The following is an 18,209-nucleotide window of genomic DNA, read 5'->3' on the forward strand; positions in this document are numbered from 1 at the left end:
ATGACCAACGCCGCCAGCATGTACGACCTCATCAGCGAACAGCCCGAGCAGAGACCGTACTTCGAGACCGGCGGGACCGGCCGGTCGCACGAGTTCTACACCGGCGAGGAGCAGCACCGCAGGGAGATGGAGCGGATCTACGGCCGCCGCTGGCTGCCCGTGGACCACGTCTCCCGGCTCAAGGAGAAGGGCGCGTTCAGCACCCTGAACATCGGTACCGGATCCGTCCTGCTGCTGCACGGCGACGACGGCATCCAGGCCTACCACAACTACTGCCGCCACCGCGGCTACAAGCTGGTCGAGGAGGCCTCCGGCAAGCGGCAGAGCCTGGTCTGCCTCTACCACTGCTGGGTGTACGACCGCAACGGCGCGCTCAAGAGCCTCAACGGCACCTACCTCGACCACTTCTTCGCCAAGGAGAAGAACGGGCTGCTGCCGATCCGCACCGAGATCCGGCACGGCGTCGTCTTCATCGCCTTCTCCGACGACGCCCCGGACCTGGACGAATCCCTCGGCGAGTTCGGCGAGTTCGCCCGCGTCTACCACCTGGACGAACTGGAGTGCATGGAGGCCAAGGACTACCCGGTCGCCTCCAACTGGAAGCTCGTCGCGCACAACGTCAACGAGAGCCTGCACTTCCCGACCGCCCACAAGGACCTGCACCGGATCACCGACTTCGACGACGCCGGCACCTACGACCTCCGGGGCGACATCGTCGGCGCCTGGCAGTCGATCCGCGGCGGCTTCAACTCCGTGTCCATGACCGGCCGCAGCCGCCGCGAACCGATGCCGCTGGTGCCCGAGGCCGACCGGCAGCGGATCAACTGGATCACCATCCTGCCCAACCTGCTGTTCGGCTTCACCGCCGACTACGTGATGATGCAGTGGGTCTGGCCGGAGAGCCCCGGCACCTGCCTGGTCCGGCACTTCTGGCTCTTCCACCCCTCCGAGACCGCCAAGGAGGACTTCTCCCACGAGGCCGTCTTCGCGCTGTGGGACAAGGCCAACTACGAGGACTGGGCGATGTGCGAGCGCACCCACCGGGGCCTGGCGAACCCGCACTGGGCCCCAGGGCAGCTCTCCCTCGACGAGGAGGTGGTCTCCCAGATCGACGCCTGGGTCGCGGAACAGACAGCTGAGATGGACCCGACAACTCCTTCCGTCAGCTCCGACGCCGCCCCGGCCGGCGAGGCCCGCGCATGACGACGAACTGCTACCTCATCGGCGGCACCCGGGTCCTGACCGCGTGCGCCGCCCGGCTCCTCGACGTCGGCGTGCACATCGAGGGCGTCCTCAGCGACGACCCGGCCGCGGCCGCCTGGGCCGCAGAGCACCGGATACCGCTGCTCGACCCGCGCGGGGACCTCCGGGAGCTGCTCTCCCGACGGCCGTTCGACTACCTGCTCAGCACCGTCAACTTCCGGATCCTGCCCGCGGACGTGCTCGCGCTGCCCAGGATCGCCGCCGTCAACTTCCACGACGGCCCGCTGCCCCGCTACGCCGGCAGCCACGTCCCGGCCTGGGCGCTGTACGAGGGCGCCACCCGCCACGCCGCCACCTGGCACCGGATGACGGAGACCGTCGACGCCGGAAGCGTGCTGCTGGAGCGCTGGTTCCCGATCCGCGAGCACTCCACCGCCCTGTCGCTGACCTACGAGACGGCCGAGACCGGCATCGAACTGTTCGGCGACCTCGTCCCGCACCTGGTGGCCGGCACCCTGCCCGAACCGGTCGACACGGCCGGCCGCGAACGCCGCTTCTACCGCCGCTCCGCCCGGATGGCCGACGGCGGCGTCATCCACGCCGGAACCACCGCCGCCGAGGCCGTCCGCACCGCCAAGGCCCTCGACTACGGCTCCTTCCCCAACCCGCTCGGGCTGCCCGTGTACCTCACCGGGCAGGGCGCGGTGTTCACCCGGCAGGTCCGCTCGATCCCCCGCGCCGACGCCCGCACCGGCACCACCGCGCTCTCGGTGACCACCTCCGCGCTGACCCTGGCCGGACCGGACGCCGACCTCGTGCTCAGCGACTTCACCGCCGTCGACGGCACCGCCCTCAGCGGGCAGGCCGCCGCCCAGTGCCTCGGCATCGTCGAGGGCGCCCCGGTGCCGCCCGCCCCGCAGGACCTGCTCGCCGCGCTCGCCGCCGCCCAGGAGCAGCTGCGACCCCACGAGCCCTGGTGGCGCGCCCGCCTGACGGACCTGCGCCCGGCCCGGCTGCCCGCCGGGGACTTCACCGCCGCCACGGCCCACTACGGCCGCTACGAGCTGGCGTTCACCCCCGCCTCGCGCGAGGACACCGCCGAGGTCGTCCGCGCCTTCCTGCGCGCGGTCGCCGAGCGCACGGACGCCGGGCGTACGGACGCCGAGAGCGCGGACGTCGAGAGCGCGGACGTCGACCGCACGGACGCCCCGGCCGACCAGGACGCCCCAGGGGGCTTCGACTTCGCCTGGTCCCCGTCCGCCGCGCGGGACCTCGCCGAGCGCACCCACGGACTCGTCACCGCCCGCCACCCCGTCCGCTTCGACACCGAGGACACCGCCGCGGCGCTGCGCCGCAAGCTCGACCGGGCCGCCGAGAAGGGCGGCTACGCCGCCGACCTGGAGGCCCGGCTCGGCCTGGCCGGGCGCCCGCTGGGCGAGCGGGAGCCGGCCTTCACCCGGGTCATGGTCCTGGAGCGCGGCGCGGGCGAGGAGGCCTCCGCCGAACCGCACACCGAAGTCGCGCTGCTGTGCGTGCAGGACGGCCCGCCCACGGTGTTCGTCCGGGAGACCGCCATGGACTCCGAGGAGGCGCTGGCCTTCACCGAGCGGGTCGAGGACCTCTTCCTGGCCGCGCTGTTCCACGGCGAGGACGGGACGCCCGCGGCGAGCGGGAGCACCGAGGACGCCTCGGCACGTGCGAGCACCGATGCCCCGGCGACCGGGGCCGAGTCGGACGCCACCGAGGGCCCGACCGTGCTCGACCTGGTGGCCGCCGCCGTCGCCGAACGGCCCCGCGCCGTCGCCGTGCGCTGCGGCGACCGCACCCTCGACTACGCCCACCTCGACGCCTGGGCGGACGCGATCGCCGCCCGCCTCCACGACCACGGCATCGAACCCGGCTCGGTGGTCGGCATCCTGACCGAACGCGGCCCCCACCTGCTGCCCGCCCTGCTCGGCGTCCTGCGGGCCGGCGCCGCCTTCCTTCCGCTGGACCCGGGCTACCCGGCCGACCGGCTGCGCCGCTACACCGAGGTCGCCCGCTGCGACCTCGTCCTCACCGACGACCGCACCCACGCCCTCGGGCAGTCGCTCGGCGCCGCCCTGCGCGTGCCGGAAGCGGACGGCGCCGCGATGGCCGTGCCGGCCCCGGTCGGCGGCCGCGACCTCGCGTACGTGCTGTTCACCAGCGGATCCACCGGCGACCCCAAGGGCGTCGAGGTCGAGCACGGCGCCCTGGCCAACTTCCTCACCGGCATCGGCACCCGCCTGGCCGTACCGGCCGACGCCCGGGTGCTCGCGCACACCACGGTGGCCTTCGACATCTCCCTGCTGGAGCTGCTCCTGCCGCTGACGCTCGGCGCCACCGTCGTCCTCGCCTCCCGCGAGACCGCGCGCGACCCGCACCGGCTGGCCGAACTGACCGGCGAGGTGACCGTCGCCCAGGCGACCCCGAGCCTGTGGCGCCTGCTGCTGGAGACCGGCTGGACCCCGCCCGCCTCGCTCACCGTCCTGTCCGGCGGCGAGGCGCTGCCGGCGAGCGTCGCCCGGCAGCTGCACGCCTCCGCCCGGGAACTCTGGAACCTCTACGGCCCCACCGAGGCCACCATCTGGGTCTCCTGCCACCGGGTCACCGACACCGACGCCCTGCTGCCGCTCGGCGAACCCCTGCCGAACCTCCGCCTGCACGTCCTGGACGAGCGCTCGGAGCCCGTCCCGGCCGGCGGCACCGGCGCCCTGTACCTCTCCGGCGCCGGGCTCGCCCGCGGCTACGCCCACCGCCCGGACCTCACGGCGGACGCCTTCGTCGTCCACCCCACCAGCGGCGTACGCCTGTACCGCACCGGGGACGAGGTGCGGCTGCACCCGGACGGCGCCGTCGAGTGGCTGGGCCGGGCCGACGCCCAGGTGAAGGTGCGCGGCAACCGGATCGAACCGGCCGAGATCGAGCGGGTGCTGGAGCGCTTCGACGGCATCACCGCGGCCGTCGTCGGCGCCGCCCGCTTCGAGGGGCGCGGCGAACCGCGCCTGACGGCCTACCTGGTCGGCGGAGCGACGGCCACCAAGTCCCGGCTGGACGCCTTCGTGCGCGCCGCGCTGCCGGACTACATGGTCCCCGACGCCTACGTGCGCATCGACGCCCTCCCGCTCACCGACAACGGCAAGGTCGCGCGCACCCGGCTGCCCGAGCCGAAGCGGGACAACATCGTCCGCGCTGGCGACGGGGCGGAGCCGACGCGCCCGGCGGTGCAGGACCGCACCGGCGGGATCGCCCGGGTCTTCGCCGCCACGCTCGGGCACACCGAGTTCACCGCGGACGACAACTTCTTCGACCTCGGCGGCGACTCGGCCAGCGTCACGGTGGCCGCGGCGCAGCTGAGCACGGCGCTGGGCCTGCGGATCAGTGCGGCGGACGTCTTCGCGACCGGCACGCCGGCCAAGCTGGCCCGGCTGCTGGGCGCGGGGGAGGGGGAGCCGGCGCCGACCGTGCCCGCGCCCGTACCCGTGGCCGTACCAGTGGTCGAGGTCGAGGTCGAGGTCGTTCCGGCCCCCGTACCGGCCCCGGTCGTCGCCCGGGAGCAGGCCCCGCCCGTGGCCCCGGCGCCCGCCGCCGTACGGCCGCAGCCCGCTCCGCGCCCGGCCGAGGACGGCGCGCTGGCCGTCGTCGGCATGGCCTGCCGCTTCCCCGGCGCCGCCACCCCGGACGAGTTCTGGCGCAACCTGATGGACGGCGCCTCGGGCGTCGGCCCGGCCCCGGCCGGGCGGCGCGGCTGGGCCGAGCTGTGGTCCGACACCGACGACGTGCCGACCGGCTGGCTCGACGGCGTCGAGTACTTCGACCCCGCGCGCTTCGGCCTCACCGACCGCGAGGCCCGGCGGATGGACCCGCTCCAGCGCCTACTGCTCAGCGTCACGGCCGAGGCGCTGGAGAGCTGCGGCCACGACCACACCTCGCTCGGCGCGGACACCGGCGTCTTCGTCGGCACGATCGCCAGCGACTTCCCCGAACTGGTCGCCCGCAGCACCGGCCACGCCGACCCGCACGCGGCCACCGGCACCGCCATGTCGATGATCGCCAACCGGCTGTCGCACGTCTTCGACTGGTCGGGACCGAGCATCGTGGTGGACACCGCCTGCTCCTCCTCCCTGGTCGCCCTGCACCAGGCCGCCATGCACCTGCGCGCGGGCGACGTCGACGCCGCCGTGGTCGGCGCGGCCAACCTGGTGCTCACCCCGGACAAGTCCCGCTCCTACGCGCGCACCGGCATGCTGTCCCCGCAGGGGCGGTGCCGCACCTTCGACGAGGCGGCGGACGGCTACGTACGGGGCGAGGGCTGCGGCGTCGTCGTCCTCAAGCGGCTCGCCGACGCCGAGCGCGACGGGGACCCGGTGCTCGCGGTGATCCGCGGTACCGCCGTCAACCACACCGGCGGCAGCGCCGGATTCCTCACCGCGCCCAGCAAGCCCGCCCAGGAGGCGGTGCTGCGCAAGGCGCTCGCCGCCGCCGGCCGCACCGCCGAGGACATCGGCTACATCGAGGCGCACGGCACCGGCACCCCGCTGGGCGACCTGATCGAGCTGGAGGCCCTGCACGCCGTCCTCGGCCGGGGCCGGGAGGCGGCCCGGCCGCTCCCGGTCGGATCGGTGAAGACCAACCTCGGCCACCTGGAGCCCGCCGCCGGCATCGCCGGCCTGATCAAGACCGTCCTCGCCCTCCAGGCGGCGACCATCCCGCCCTCGCTCAACTACCGCACCCCGAACCGGGCGTTCGACTTCGCCGGCTCGCCGCTGGTCGTCGCCGACCGGGCGCTGCCGTGGGACGGGCCGAAGGCGGCGGGCGTCAGCAGCTTCGGCTTCGGCGGCGTGAACGCGCACGTCGTGCTGGAGGCCGCGCCGGACACCGCCCCGGTGCAGGACGGCGGGCCCCGGCTGGTCGTCCTGTCGGCCGGGTCGGAGGCGGCGCTGCGCACCCTCGCCGAGCGGCTCGTCCTGATGCTGGACTCCCCGCACTGCCCGCCGCTGGCCGCGCTGAGCGAGGCCGCCCTGCGCCGCCCGGCCCAGGCGCACCGACTCGCCTGCGTGGTGAACGGCGTGGAGCAGCTCGACGACAAGCTCCGGCTGTTCCTGGCCGGGGCGGGTACCTCGCGCTCGCTGCACACTGGCGTGGTCTCCGGCACGGCCAGGCCCGGCCGGGAGCCGCTCGCCCCCGGCGCCTCCAGGGCGCAACTCGACGACGCCGCACGGCAGTTCGTCACCGGGGTGGACCTGTCCGCCGGCCCGGGCCGGGCGGGCGTGCGGTTCCCGACCGCACCGCACGAGGAGCGCTTCCTGTGGCCGGCCCCGGCCGCCGCCCCCGTGGCCGCAGCGGTCCCCGTTGCCGCGCCCGCACCCGTGCCGGCCGGTCCGTCCGTCCGCCGCTGGGACGGGCAGCCGGAGGCCGCCGAGCACCTCGTGCTCGGGCGGCCGACCCTGCCCGGCGCCGCGTACCCCGGCCGGGTCGCCGAACTCCTCGGCCGGGACGGCTTCACCCTGCGCGACCTGACCTTCCGGATGCCCGTCGAAGGCGCCGACACCCTCACGGCCGAGCAGGACGGACCCTCCGTCCGGTTCCGCAACGCCGCCGGGGCACTGGTCTGCGACGGCGAGGTGACCGCCGCCGAGGCGCCGTCCCCCCTCGCCCCGCCCGCCGCCAACGGCCTGGCACCCGTGGACCTCGACGCGATGTACCGGGCCCACGAACAGGCCGGGCTGCACTACGGCCCCGGCTACCGCACCGTCACCGCGCTGTCCACCACCCCCGGACAGGCCGTCGGCACCCTCCGCGCCGACGACCGGCCGTACGGGCCGCTGGACGCCCGGCTGCTCGACGGCGCCTTCCAGGTCGCGCTCGCCGCCTGCGGCGCGCGGGGACTGTACGTCCCCTTCGCCGTCGAGCGGCTCACCGTCCGCGGCCCGCTGCCCGCCACCGCCCGGGTGCACGCCCGGCGCGACCGGGAGGCCGGCCCCGACGCCGGGCTGCTCAGTGCGAGCCTGGTGATCCTGGACGGCGACCAGCCCGTGCTGGAGGCCCGCGGGGTCACCTGGAAGCGGATCTCGCCGACCCCGCCGGGGCCGGCGCCCGAGCCCGACCTGCGGCGGGAGACCGCCCACGGCGCATCCGCGACCGCGCCCACCGGCGGCACCCGGCCCACCGCACCGCCGCCCTCGCCCCGGCGGACCGGGGGCGCCCTCCGGGCCACGCTCGCCCAGTGGGTGGCGTCCGCCCTGGAGCTGGACGCCGACACCCTCGAAGGCGACCGGCCGCTCCAGGAGTTGGGGCTCGACTCGGTCCTGGCCGTCTCGCTGGCCCAGGACATCCGGTCCCGGCTGGACGTGGACATCCCGATCACGCTGCTGCTGGAGGTCGGCACGGTCGACCGGCTGTCCGCCGCGCTGCGCGAGGAGTACGGCGTCACCGACGGCCCGGCCGAGCCGGCCCCCGCTGCCCCGCCGGAGCGCACCGAGGCCCCGGCGGCCACGGAGGTCCCCGTGACCCCCGCGGCTACTGCCGCTCGACGTGAGGATCACCAGGACGACGGTCCCCGTGACGAGGGCCCCCGCCACGACGACGAGCGCCACGACATCGCCGTCATCGGCGTCGACGGCGTCTTCCCGAACGCCGCGAACCCCGCCGAGCTCTGGCGCGTCCTGACCGACGGCCAGGACTGCCTGCGCGAAGTGCCCGCCTCCCGCTGGGACATCGACGCGTACTACGGCACCGAGGGCGAGCCCGGCACCGTGTACCTGCGGCGGGCCGGCTTCGTCGACGGCCTGACCGACTTCGACGCCGGGTTCTTCCGGCTCTCGCCCGCCGAGGCCCAGTGGATCGACCCCCAGCAGCGCCACCTGATCCAGTCGGCCTGGCGCGCCCTGGAGGACGCCGGCCCGGCCGGCCGGGAGCAGACCTCCACCGGCGTGTTCGTGGGGGCCAGCTACCAGCACTACCGGGACATGGTCGTCGGCGAGGTCGTCGAGACGGCCGCCGGGCTGGGCAACCACAACGCGATCCTGGCCAACCGGCTGAGCCACTTCCTGGACCTGCGCGGTCCGAGCATGACGATCGACACCCTGTGCTCCTCCTCGCTGGTCGCCCTGCACACCGCCGTGCGCTCGCTGCGCTCGGGCGAGTGCGAGCAGGCCATCGTCGCCGGGGTGCACCTGGGCATGTCGCCGCAGTACTTCCAACTGGGCTCCCGGCTACGGTCGTTCTCGCCCTCGGACGCGATCCGGCCGTTCGACGCGGCCGCCGACGGCTTCGTGCCGGGCGAGGGCGTGGTGTCGGTGGTGCTGAAACCGCTGACGGCGGCGCTGCGCGACGGCGACCGGATCCGGGGCGTCATCCGCGGCAGTGCCGTCAACCACGGCGGCCGCACCAGCGGCCTGACGGTGCCGAGCAGCGGCGCCCAGGAGGACGTGGTGCTGGCGGCGCTGCGGGACGCGGGCGTGTCCCCGGACACGATCGACCTGATGGAGGCCCACGGCACCGGAACCGGCCTGGGCGACCCGATCGAGGTCGAGGGGCTCACCCGGGCCTGGCGGCGGTACACCGACCGTGCGCAGTTCTGCGCGCTCGGCTCGGTCAAGTCCAACATCGGGCACCTGGAGCCGGCCGCCGGACTGGCCGGCCTGGTCAAGGTCCTGCTCGCGATGGAGCACGGCACGATCCCGCCCTCGCTGCACCTGCGCCGCCCCAACGACCACGTGAAGTTCGAGGGTTCGCCGTTCTACCTGGCCGACCGCGCCCTCGACTGGCCGCGCGGCGGCGGGCGGGTGCGCCGGGCGGCGGTCAGCGCCTTCGGCATGGGCGGCGTCAACGCCCACGTCATCGTGGAGGAACCGCCGGCCGTCCCGGCCCGCACCCCGGAGGCCCGGCGGAGCCACCTGATCCGGGTGACGGCCGCCGACCAGGACGCCGTCCGCACCCTGGCCGCCGCCTACGCCGACCGCCTGGGCTCCGCGACCGCCGACGAACTCGGCGACATCGCCTACACCGCCAACACCGGCCGGGCCGCCCACCGCTGGCGGGTCGCCGTGCACGGCAGCACCGCCCGCGAACTGGCCGAGCGCCTCACCGAGGTCGCCGACGGCCGCACCCCGGCGGTCCGGCCCACCGGCCGGCCCACCACGGCCTTCCTGTTCACCGGCCAGGGCTCGCAGTACCGATCCATGGCGAGCGGCCTGCTCGCCACCGAACCGGCCTTCCGCGACGCGCTGCACGAATGCGCCGACCTGCTGCGCCCGCACCTCGACGTCCCGCTGCCCGACCTGCTCCACGGCGACGCCCGGCACCTGCTGGACGAGACCCGCTACGCGCAGCCCGCCATCGTCAGCGTCCAGGTCGCCCTGGTCCGGCTGCTCGCCGGAACGGGCGTGCACCCCGACGTGGTCGCGGGCCACAGCCTCGGCGAACTCACCGCGGGCTGGGCCGCCGGCGCCCTCGACCTGCCCGACCTGCTGCGGCTCACCGCGCTGCGCGGCGCCCTGATGCAGGAGTGCCACGGCGCGGGCGGGGCGATGACCGTCGTCCACACCGACGCGGACACCCTCGTCGAGGAGCTGCGGGCCCACCCCGGCGTCGAGATCGCGGCGTACAACGCGCCGCGGGTGCACACGGTCACCGGCCCGGCCGAGGCCGTCGCGCGGTACTGCGAGCGGACCCCGCACCGCACCCAGCGGCTCGCCGTCGGCCACGCCTTCCACTCCGCCGCGATGGAGCCGGCCGTCCGCCCGTTCGCGGAGGCCGTCGCGCGGACGCCGCTCAAGGCACCGGCCCTCCCGTTCGCCTCCACCCTCACCGGCCGCTGGCACACCGACACCACCGCCACCGACCCCGAGCACTGGGCGGCGGCGATCCGCGAGCCCGTGCGCTTCGCCCAGGCCCTCGCCGTACTCGGCGAGGGCGCCCCGGACACCGTCTGGGAGGTCGGCCCGCACCCCCAGCTGCTGCCGCTGGCCCGGACCGTCCTCGCCGAACCGCACCCGGCCTGGATCCCCACCCTCCACCGCGACCGCGACGACCAGGCCCAGCTGCACGCGGCCCTGGCCACCCACCACAACCGCACCGGCGCCGACCTGGACTGGAGCGCCCTGCACGCCGGCCGGGACCGGCGCACCACCACCATCCCCGGCTACCCCTTCCACCGGCAGGAGCTGACCGCGCCCCCCGCCCGCCGCCTCGCGGCGAGCGCCGTCGGCCACCCGCTGTTCGACCGCCGTTACGAGAACGGGAACGAGGGCCAGTGACGACGCATCGAGCCGACACCCACGCGACCCACGGGACGCACGACACCCGAGGGACGCACGGGACGAACGACGTCCACGGGACGCGCGAGACCTACGAGAAGACCTTCGCCGGGCGCGAGCCCCTCATCGCCCAGCACCGCGCCGACGGCCTCGGCCTGCTGCCGGCCGCCGTGCAGCTGGAGATGGCCCTGGCGGGCATCGCCGGGCTGCGCCCCTTCGCACCGTCGGAGCTCACCGACGTGGCCTTCCTGCGCCCGCTCACCCTCGCCGAGGACGCCTCGGCCGCCGTGCGCCTCGACGTACGCCGCACCGGCACCGGCACCGACCGGACCGGCTTCGAGCTGAGCACCGTCCTGGCGGGCGAGCGCAAGGCCCTGTCCACCGGCACCGGGCGCCTGCTCGGCGCCGGGAACTCCGGCCCGACGGCCTGGCAGGTCACCGCGCCCCGCGCGGTCGACCCGGCCGAGCTGTACCGGGGCTGGGCGCGCGAGGGCCTCGCCTACGGGCCCGACTTCCGCACCGTCCGGGAGCTCGCCGTCGGCGACGGCACGGCCCGCGCCGTGCTGGCCACCGACGCCGAACCGCTGCCCTGGCACGCCCACCCGCTGCTGGTGGACGGCGTGTTCCAGGCCGCCGCCTGCGCGCTCCAGGACCTCGCCGACGGCCCGCGGCCCGTGCTGCCGATCGGCATCGCCCGGATCGCCGTGCACGCCGAACTGTCCGGAGGGACGGGCGGCGCGACCGTGCTGGTGCGCCGCACCGGCGACGAGGGCGCCTACGCGACGGCGGACGCCCTGCTGCTCGGCCCCTCCGGCGAGGTCGTCGTCGAGTTCACCGGCCTGCGGATGCGCCGCACCACCGGGCGGGCGGCGGGCCCCGCCCACCCGCTCTCCCGGATCCGCTGGCGCCAGGCGCCCGGCCCGGGCGAGGCACCCGGCCCGGTCCGCGAGCCGGCCGAGGGCACCTGGGTGCTGCTGCACCACGGCGCCGCCGGGGACGACCCCGCCGGGCGCACCGCCCGCCGACTGCGGGCGGAGGGCGCCCGCGTGGTGGAGGCCGTCCTCGGTACGGACACCGCCACCGGCGGATCCGACCGCGTCCTGCTGCCCGCCGCCGACGAGGAGTCCTTCCGCCGGCTGTGGGAGTCGCTGGGCGAGCCGGTGGCCGGGGTCGTGCACCTGTGGAACACCGGGCCCGCGCGCGAGCGGCAGGCCGAACTCGACCAGGGCCTGCACGGCTGCCTGGCCGCGCTCAGGACCCTCGGCGAACGCCAGCGGAACGCCCGCTTCTTCGCGGTGACCGCCTCCGGCCAGCCGGTCGTGGACGGCGACGTCCCGGTGCCCGCCCGCGCCGCGCTCTGGGGCCTGGTGCGCACCGCCGCGATCGAGTACCCGGGGCTGCGCCCGCGCCTGATCGACCTGGACGGCGCCTCCGCCGAGGCGCTGGCGGGCGAGCTCGGCGACGGCCCCACCGAGGTCGCCTACCGGCGGGGCGTGCGCCACGAACCGGTGCGGGTGCGCACCCGCCCGGCCCGTCCGGGCGGGCGGCCGGTCCGGCCCGGCGGCCGCTACCTGCTGCTGGGCGGGCACGGCGGGCTGGGCCGCGAGCTGGCCGCCCGCCTCGCCCGGGAGGGCGCCGGCCTGGTCGCGCTGGTCAGCCGCTCCGGCGGCGCCGGTGCCCCCGCCGCCGACCTCCCCGGCTGCACGGTCGTCTCGTACGCGGCCGACATCACCGCCCCGGGCGAACTCGGCGCCGTCGTCGACCGGATCCGTGCGGAGTTCGGCGAACTGCACGGCGTCGTGCACGCCGCCGGCACCCTCAAGGACGGCCTGATCCGCTCCGCCACGCCCGCCGACCTCGCCGCGGTGCTGCGGCCCAAGGTGGACGGCGTCCACGAGCTCGCCGCCGCCCTCGCCGGGACGGACCTGGACTTCGCCGTGCTGTTCGCCTCGGTCTCCGGGACCTTCGGCAACCTCGGCCAGGCCGGGTACGCCGCCGCCAACGCCTACCTGGACGCCTTCGCCCATGCGCACGGCCGGCCCTGGCTGAGCGTCGACTGGGGCCTGTGGGGCGAGGTCGGCATGGGTACCGCCGTCGCCGACCAGCTGCGCCGGCGCGGCGTCCGGCCGCTGGGCACCGCCGAGGCCCTGGACGCCCTGCTGGCGGTGCTGGGCGAGGACACCCGGCAGGTCGTCATCGCCCACCCCGACGCCTCGGTGGTCCTCCCCGAGGACGAGCCCCCGGGCGCGCGGCTGCCGGGTGCCGAACCCGCCGACGAGCTGCGCGCGCCCGCCGCGCTGCACGCCGGAGGCGCCGGCCCCGAGCGCGTCGAACAGGCCCTGGAGGGCTTCCTGACGGAGCGCCTCGGCCTGGCCCGCCTCGACCGCGACGCGCCGCTGTCGGACTACGGGATGAGCTCCATCACGAGCGTCGAGCTCTCGGAGGAGCTGTCCCGCCGGTGGGGGATCCACCTGCCCGCCACCCTGTTCCTGGAGTACGGCGGCTTCGCCGAGCTGGCGCAGGCGCTGACCGAGCGGTACGGGGCGGCCGAGGCGCTGCCCGCGCCGACCGCGCCGACCGCCGATCCTGACCCCGGGCCGGACCCGGCGCCGGACCCCGGACCGGCTCCCGCTGCCGCTCCCGTCCTGGAAACGGCCGAGGCGTCGCCCGCCGCCCGCCCCGTCGACCGCCCCGGGGACATCGCCGTGGTCGCCGCCTCCGGCGACCTGCCCGGCGCCACCGACCCGGACGGCCTGTGGGCCCTGCTGCGGGCCGGCGGCCACGCCTTCACCGAGATCCCCGCCGACCGCTGGGACATCGACGCCCACTTCGGCCCGCGCGCCCCGCGCCAGACCGGCACCTACTGCCGCACCGGAGCCTTCCTCACCGGCATCGACCGCTTCGACCCGGCGTTCTTCGGCGTCTCCGTCCGCGAGGCCGAGGAGCTGGACGTCCAGCAGAAGCTGCTGCTGGAGCACGCCTGGGCGGTGCGCGACGAGAGCGGCCTGGCCGACCGCCGCGACATCGGGGTGTTCGTCGGCGCCACCTACACCCACCACCGCGACGCCCAGGGCCTGGACAGCGTCGGCCCCTACAGCGCGCTCGGCTCCATGAACGCCCTGCTGGCCAACCGGATCTCCTACGCCCTGGACCTGCGGGGCCCGTCGCAGACCGTCGACACGCTCTGCTCCTCCGCCCTCGTCGCCGTCCAGCAGGCGGTCGCCGCCCTGCGCGCCGGCCACTGCGGCGCCGCGATCGTCGCGGCCTGCCACGTCGGCCTGACCCCGTGGTACTACCGCAGTCTCAGCCAGCTGGGCGCCCTGTCCGAGGGCCTGCCCCGCCCGTTCGACGCCCGGGCCGACGGCTTCGTCCCGGGTGAGGGCGCGGTGGCCGTCATGCTCAAGCCGCTGGCCGACGCCGAGCGGGACGGCGACCGCGTCCTGGGCGTCATCCGCGGTGCGGCCGTCAACCACGGCGGCCGGGCCGGCGCCCTGCCGGTGCCGCGCAGCGAGGCCCAGACGGAGGTGATCCGGGCGGCCCTGGCGGACGCCGGAGTGGCCCCGGCGGAGATCACCCTGATCGAGGCGCACGGCACGGCCACCCAGCTGGGCGATCCGATCGAGACGGCCGCGCTGGCCGCCGTGTTCGGCGCCGACCCGGCCCGCCGCGCCCCCTGCCACCTCGGCTCCGTCAAGGCCAACATCGGCCACCTGGAGCCGGCCGCCGGCCTGGCCGGCCTGCTCAAGGTGCTGCTCTGCCTGCGGCACCGGGAGATCCCGCCGCTGGCCGGCTTCGACACCCCGAGCGCCCAACTCGACCTGGCCGACGGGACGTTCGTCATCCCGACCGAGCCGGTGGAGTGGTCCGGGGAAGGGCCGCGCCGGGCCGGGATCAGCGCCTTCGGCATGGGCGGCACCAACGCGCACCTCGTGGTGGAGGAGTACGTCCCGCAGCCCGCCGACCGGACCCTCGCCCCGGGCGGGGCACCCGAGGCACTCGGCGAGCACCTGCTCGTGCTGTCCGGGCACACCCCCGAGGCCCTGGCCCACCGCGCCGCGGACGTGCTCCGCCTGCTGCGCGGCGACACCCCGACCGACCTCGCCGCGCTCTGCCGCTCGGCCGCCGTGGGACGCGACCACCGGCGCCACCGGCTGGCCGTCCTCGGCTCCACCGCCGGAGAGCTGGCCGCCGGGCTGGCCCGCCACCTGCGCGACGGGCAGGCGCCGGCCTTGCGTGGCGACGCGCCCCTGGACGGCGCCGCGACACCCGCCGACGACGACTTCCTCGACCTGGTCGCGGGATTCACCACCGTGAGCGCCGAGCGCCTGCGGGCCCGGCTGCCCCTGCCCGAGCAGCGGCTCGGCACCGCGCTGGCCCTGCACCACGTCAGCGGCGGAACCGTCGACTGGCGCGCCGTCCACCAGGGCGCGCCCGCCCGCCGCACCGACCTGCCGCCCTACCCCTTCCGGGCCCCGGCCGAGACCGCCCGCCGGCTGACCCGCGCCCACCGGGTCTTCGGCGAACCGACCGTGCCCGGCGCGCTGCCGCTGGCGCTCGCCCTGCACCGGGCCCACCTGCTGCACCGGGCGGCCTTCCTCGGCCGGGGCACCGGCGAGGGCCCGCTCGGCAGCGACCTGGACGACCCGGCACGCACCGGCGCGGCCACCTTCCGCCACGGCGGGCGGACCATCGCCCGCATCGAGCCGGCCGGCCCGGACACCGCACCCGCCCGCGCCCCCCGCGCGGCGGACCTCGACGCCCTGCGCGCCCGCCTCGGCCGCACCCTCGAACCGGACGGCCTGTACGCCTGGTTCGCGGCGAAGGGCATGGACCTCGACGCGCCGCTGCGCTCGCTCGGCGAGGTGCGCTACGGACCGGACCGCGTGCTCGCCCGCGTCGACCTGCCGGAGGGCGGGCCGCTGGAGCGGACGGTGGTCGCGCTGGACGCGGCCCTGCAGAGCATGGCCGTGCTCACCCTGGCCGACCCGTCCGCCGCCGCGGAGACGTACCTGCCGGAGTCCGTCCGGCAGGTCGAGCGGTGGGACGACCCCGCCCGGACCGCCTACGTGCTGCTGGAGGCCGAGGACAGCGGGACGGACCGGGTCCGCCGGGGCGACGCGACGCTGCTCGCCGCCGACGGCGCCGCGCTGGCCCGACTCACCGGAGTCGAGTACCGGACGGCGCAGGGGCCGGGGGCGTCGGCCGGGTCCGCTGCGGCCGAGACCGCTGAGCCCGAGACCCTCGTGGCCGGGCCCGAGGCGCCGGTGCCGGTCCGGACCGTACCGGACGGGCACGGCGCGGCCGTGGAGGCCGCCGTCCTCGCCATCGTCCGGGACGCCTTCCGCGACCCGGCGATCACCGCGACCACCCCGCTCTCCACCGTCGGGCTCGACTCCCTGCTGGCGACGGCCGTCGCGGCGGACCTGGAGGCGGCCCACGGGCTGCGGCTGAGCCCCGGTGAGGTGCTGGAGCACCCCGACTGCCGCTCGTTGGCGGCCTACCTGGCCGGGCAGGCCGCCGCCGGTTTCGCCGCAGTACCGGACGTGCCGGCGGACGCACCGGCTGAGGCACCGGCTGTTACTGAGTCGGAGCCGGAGCCGGAGGCGGACTCGAAGGACATCGCGGTCATCGGCTTCGCCCTCGCACTGCCCGGTGCCCGGGACGAGGACGCGCTCTGGTCGCTGCTCGCCGACGCGGGCAGCGCCCTCGGCCCGGCTCCCGCCCACCGTTGGAACGGCTCCGCGGCCGTGCGGACGGGCGACGTCGGCGGATTCCTCGACAACGTCGAGGAGTTCGACGCCCGGTTCTTCGACTTCTTCCCCAAGCAGGCCGAGGTCCTGGACCCCCAGGTCCGCTGGCTGCTGCGGACGACCTGGGAGGCGCTGGAGTCGGCCGGTCTGCCGCCGCGCGGCCTCGACCGCGACACCGGCGTGTTCGTGGGCGCCAGTTACCAGCACTACCGCGAGTACAACCTCGCGCCGGAGCTGGATGCCCACAGCGGCCTGGGCAACCACAACGCCTTCCTGGCCAACCGGCTGAGCCACTTCCTGGACCTGCGCGGTCCGAGTATGACGATCGACACCTTGTGCTCCTCCTCGCTGGTCGCCCTGCACACCGCCGTGCGCTCGCTGCGGGTGGGCGAGTGCGGCCAGGCGATCGTCGCCGGGGTGCGGGTCGGGCTGTCGCCGCTGCACTACACCGCGATGACCAATCTGCGCGCACTCTCCCCGACGGGCCTGGTGCGGGCGTTCGACGCGACCGCCGACGGCTTCGTGCCGGGCGAGGGCGTGGTGTCGGTGGTGCTGAAACCGCTGGCGGCGGCGCTGTGCGACGGCGACCGGATCCGGGGCGTCATCCGCGGCAGTGCCGTCAACCACGGCGGCCGCACCAGCGGCCTGACGGTGCCGAGCAGTTCGGGACAGGAGGACGTGGTGGCCTCGGCGCTGCGCGAGGCGGGGGTGTCGCCCGAGTCGATCGGCCTGGTCGAGGCGCACGGCACCGGTACCCGGCTGGGTGACCCGATCGAGGTGGAGGGGCTGACCCGGGCCTGGCGCGAGCACACCGACCGCGCGCAGTTCTGCGCGCTCGGCTCGGTGAAGTCCAACATCGGGCACCTGGAGCCGGCCGCCGGACTGGCCGGCCTGGTCAAGGTCCTGCTCGCGATGGAACACGGCACGATCCCGCCCTCGCTGCACGTCCGGCGACCCAACGACCATGTGACGTTCGAGAGTTCGCCGTTCTACCTGGCCGACCGCGCCCGCCCCTGGCCGCGCGGGGAGCAGGCCCGCCGGGCGGCCGTGAGCTCCTTCGGGATGGGCGGCGTCAACGCCCACGTCATCGTCGAGGAGCCGCCCGCCCTCCCGGTCCGCCCGCCGCTGCCGCCCGGCAGCCACCTGGTGCGGGTGACGGCCGCCGACGAGGACACCGTCCGCACCCTGGCCGCCGCCTACGCCGAGCGGTTCGCGGCGGTCCGCGACCCGTGGGAGACCGCCGACCTGTGCTGCACGGCCAACACCGGCCGCTCCCCGCAGGAATGGCGGACGGCCGTCCACGGCCGTGACGCCGCCGAACTCGCCACCGCCCTGCGCGCCGTCGCCGCCGGCCGGGTGCCCGTCACCCGCGCCGACCAGGAACCGGGCGCCGCCGAGCGGTCCGTGCTCGCTACGCCCGGTGCCCGCACCGCGAACCTGCCGACCTACCCGTTCGCCCCGGACACCTACTGGCGGACCCGCACCGGCGAAGCCCCCCGGCCCACCGGTACCCGGGCCCTGCGCACGGCATGGCACCCCCAGGAGCCGGCCGCCCCGACGGCCGCCCCGACGGTGGCCCTCGGGACCGTCCGGCTGGTCGGCGCCGACCGCGCCCTCGGGCAGCTGATCGAAGCCGAACTCCGCGCCCGCGGCGCCCGCCTGGCCGAACCCGGCCGGGCCGCCGACACCGTCCTCATGATCGACGCCTCCAACGACGCCGACGGTGGCGACGGCGAGGAGCTGGGCCCGTTCTGGAAGGAACTCGGCGACCAGAGCCGGGAGTTGCCGCCACACGGCCGCATCCTGTGGGCCGGCTGCCACGGCGCCGCCGTGCACCCCGGGGAGCGCGCCGCGCTGCGCCCGGTACGGGCCGCCGAGGCCGCGGCGGTGGCCGCCGCCTGCGCCGAGAGCCGTAGGTCCGGCGCGATCGTCCACCTGGACGCGGCCGATCCGGCCGAGGCGTGGGCCCGGCAAC

General features: G+C 76.3%; 3 protein-coding genes (1 of these 3 only partly in view). All 3 read left to right on the forward strand.

Annotated features, from left to right (window positions below):
• Tightly spaced (each overlapping or abutting the next), the 3 genes in view from ACFV8H_RS28660 to ACFV8H_RS28670 form a layout consistent with a single transcriptional unit that may run on beyond the window.
• Complete coding sequence (locus tag ACFV8H_RS28660) at window positions 1-1,203, forward strand: SRPBCC family protein (protein WP_380405577.1); 1,203 nt, start codon at window positions 1-3, stop codon at window positions 1,201-1,203.
• On the forward strand, window positions 1,200-10,484 hold the full coding sequence (locus ACFV8H_RS28665; protein WP_380405580.1) for an amino acid adenylation domain-containing protein: 9,285 nt from the start codon (window positions 1,200-1,202) through the stop codon (window positions 10,482-10,484). The genes ACFV8H_RS28660 and ACFV8H_RS28665 overlap by 4 nt, the downstream gene beginning before the upstream one ends.
• Window positions 10,481-18,209: the 5' portion of an SDR family NAD(P)-dependent oxidoreductase gene (locus ACFV8H_RS28670; RefSeq protein ID WP_380405583.1), read on the forward strand. The gene runs 1,310 nt beyond the window's last position; only the first 7,729 of its 9,039 coding nucleotides appear in the window; it begins with the start codon at window positions 10,481-10,483; its stop codon lies beyond the right edge, outside the window. Before ACFV8H_RS28665 ends, ACFV8H_RS28670 begins: the two co-directional genes overlap by 4 nt.

Origin of the sequence: Kitasatospora sp. NPDC059827 (genome assembly GCF_042731675.1) — a bacterium.
Lineage (GTDB): Bacteria > Actinomycetota > Actinomycetes > Streptomycetales > Streptomycetaceae > Kitasatospora.

What these genes read in the sequence shown, in the direction of transcription:
- ACFV8H_RS28660 (WP_380405577.1), top strand. Translation starts at nt 1, where the DNA reads ATGACCAACGCCGCCAGCATGTACGACCTCATCAGCGAACAGCCCGAG.
- ACFV8H_RS28665 (WP_380405580.1), top strand. Translation starts at nt 1,200, where the DNA reads ATGACGACGAACTGCTACCTCATCGGCGGCACCCGGGTCCTGACCGCG.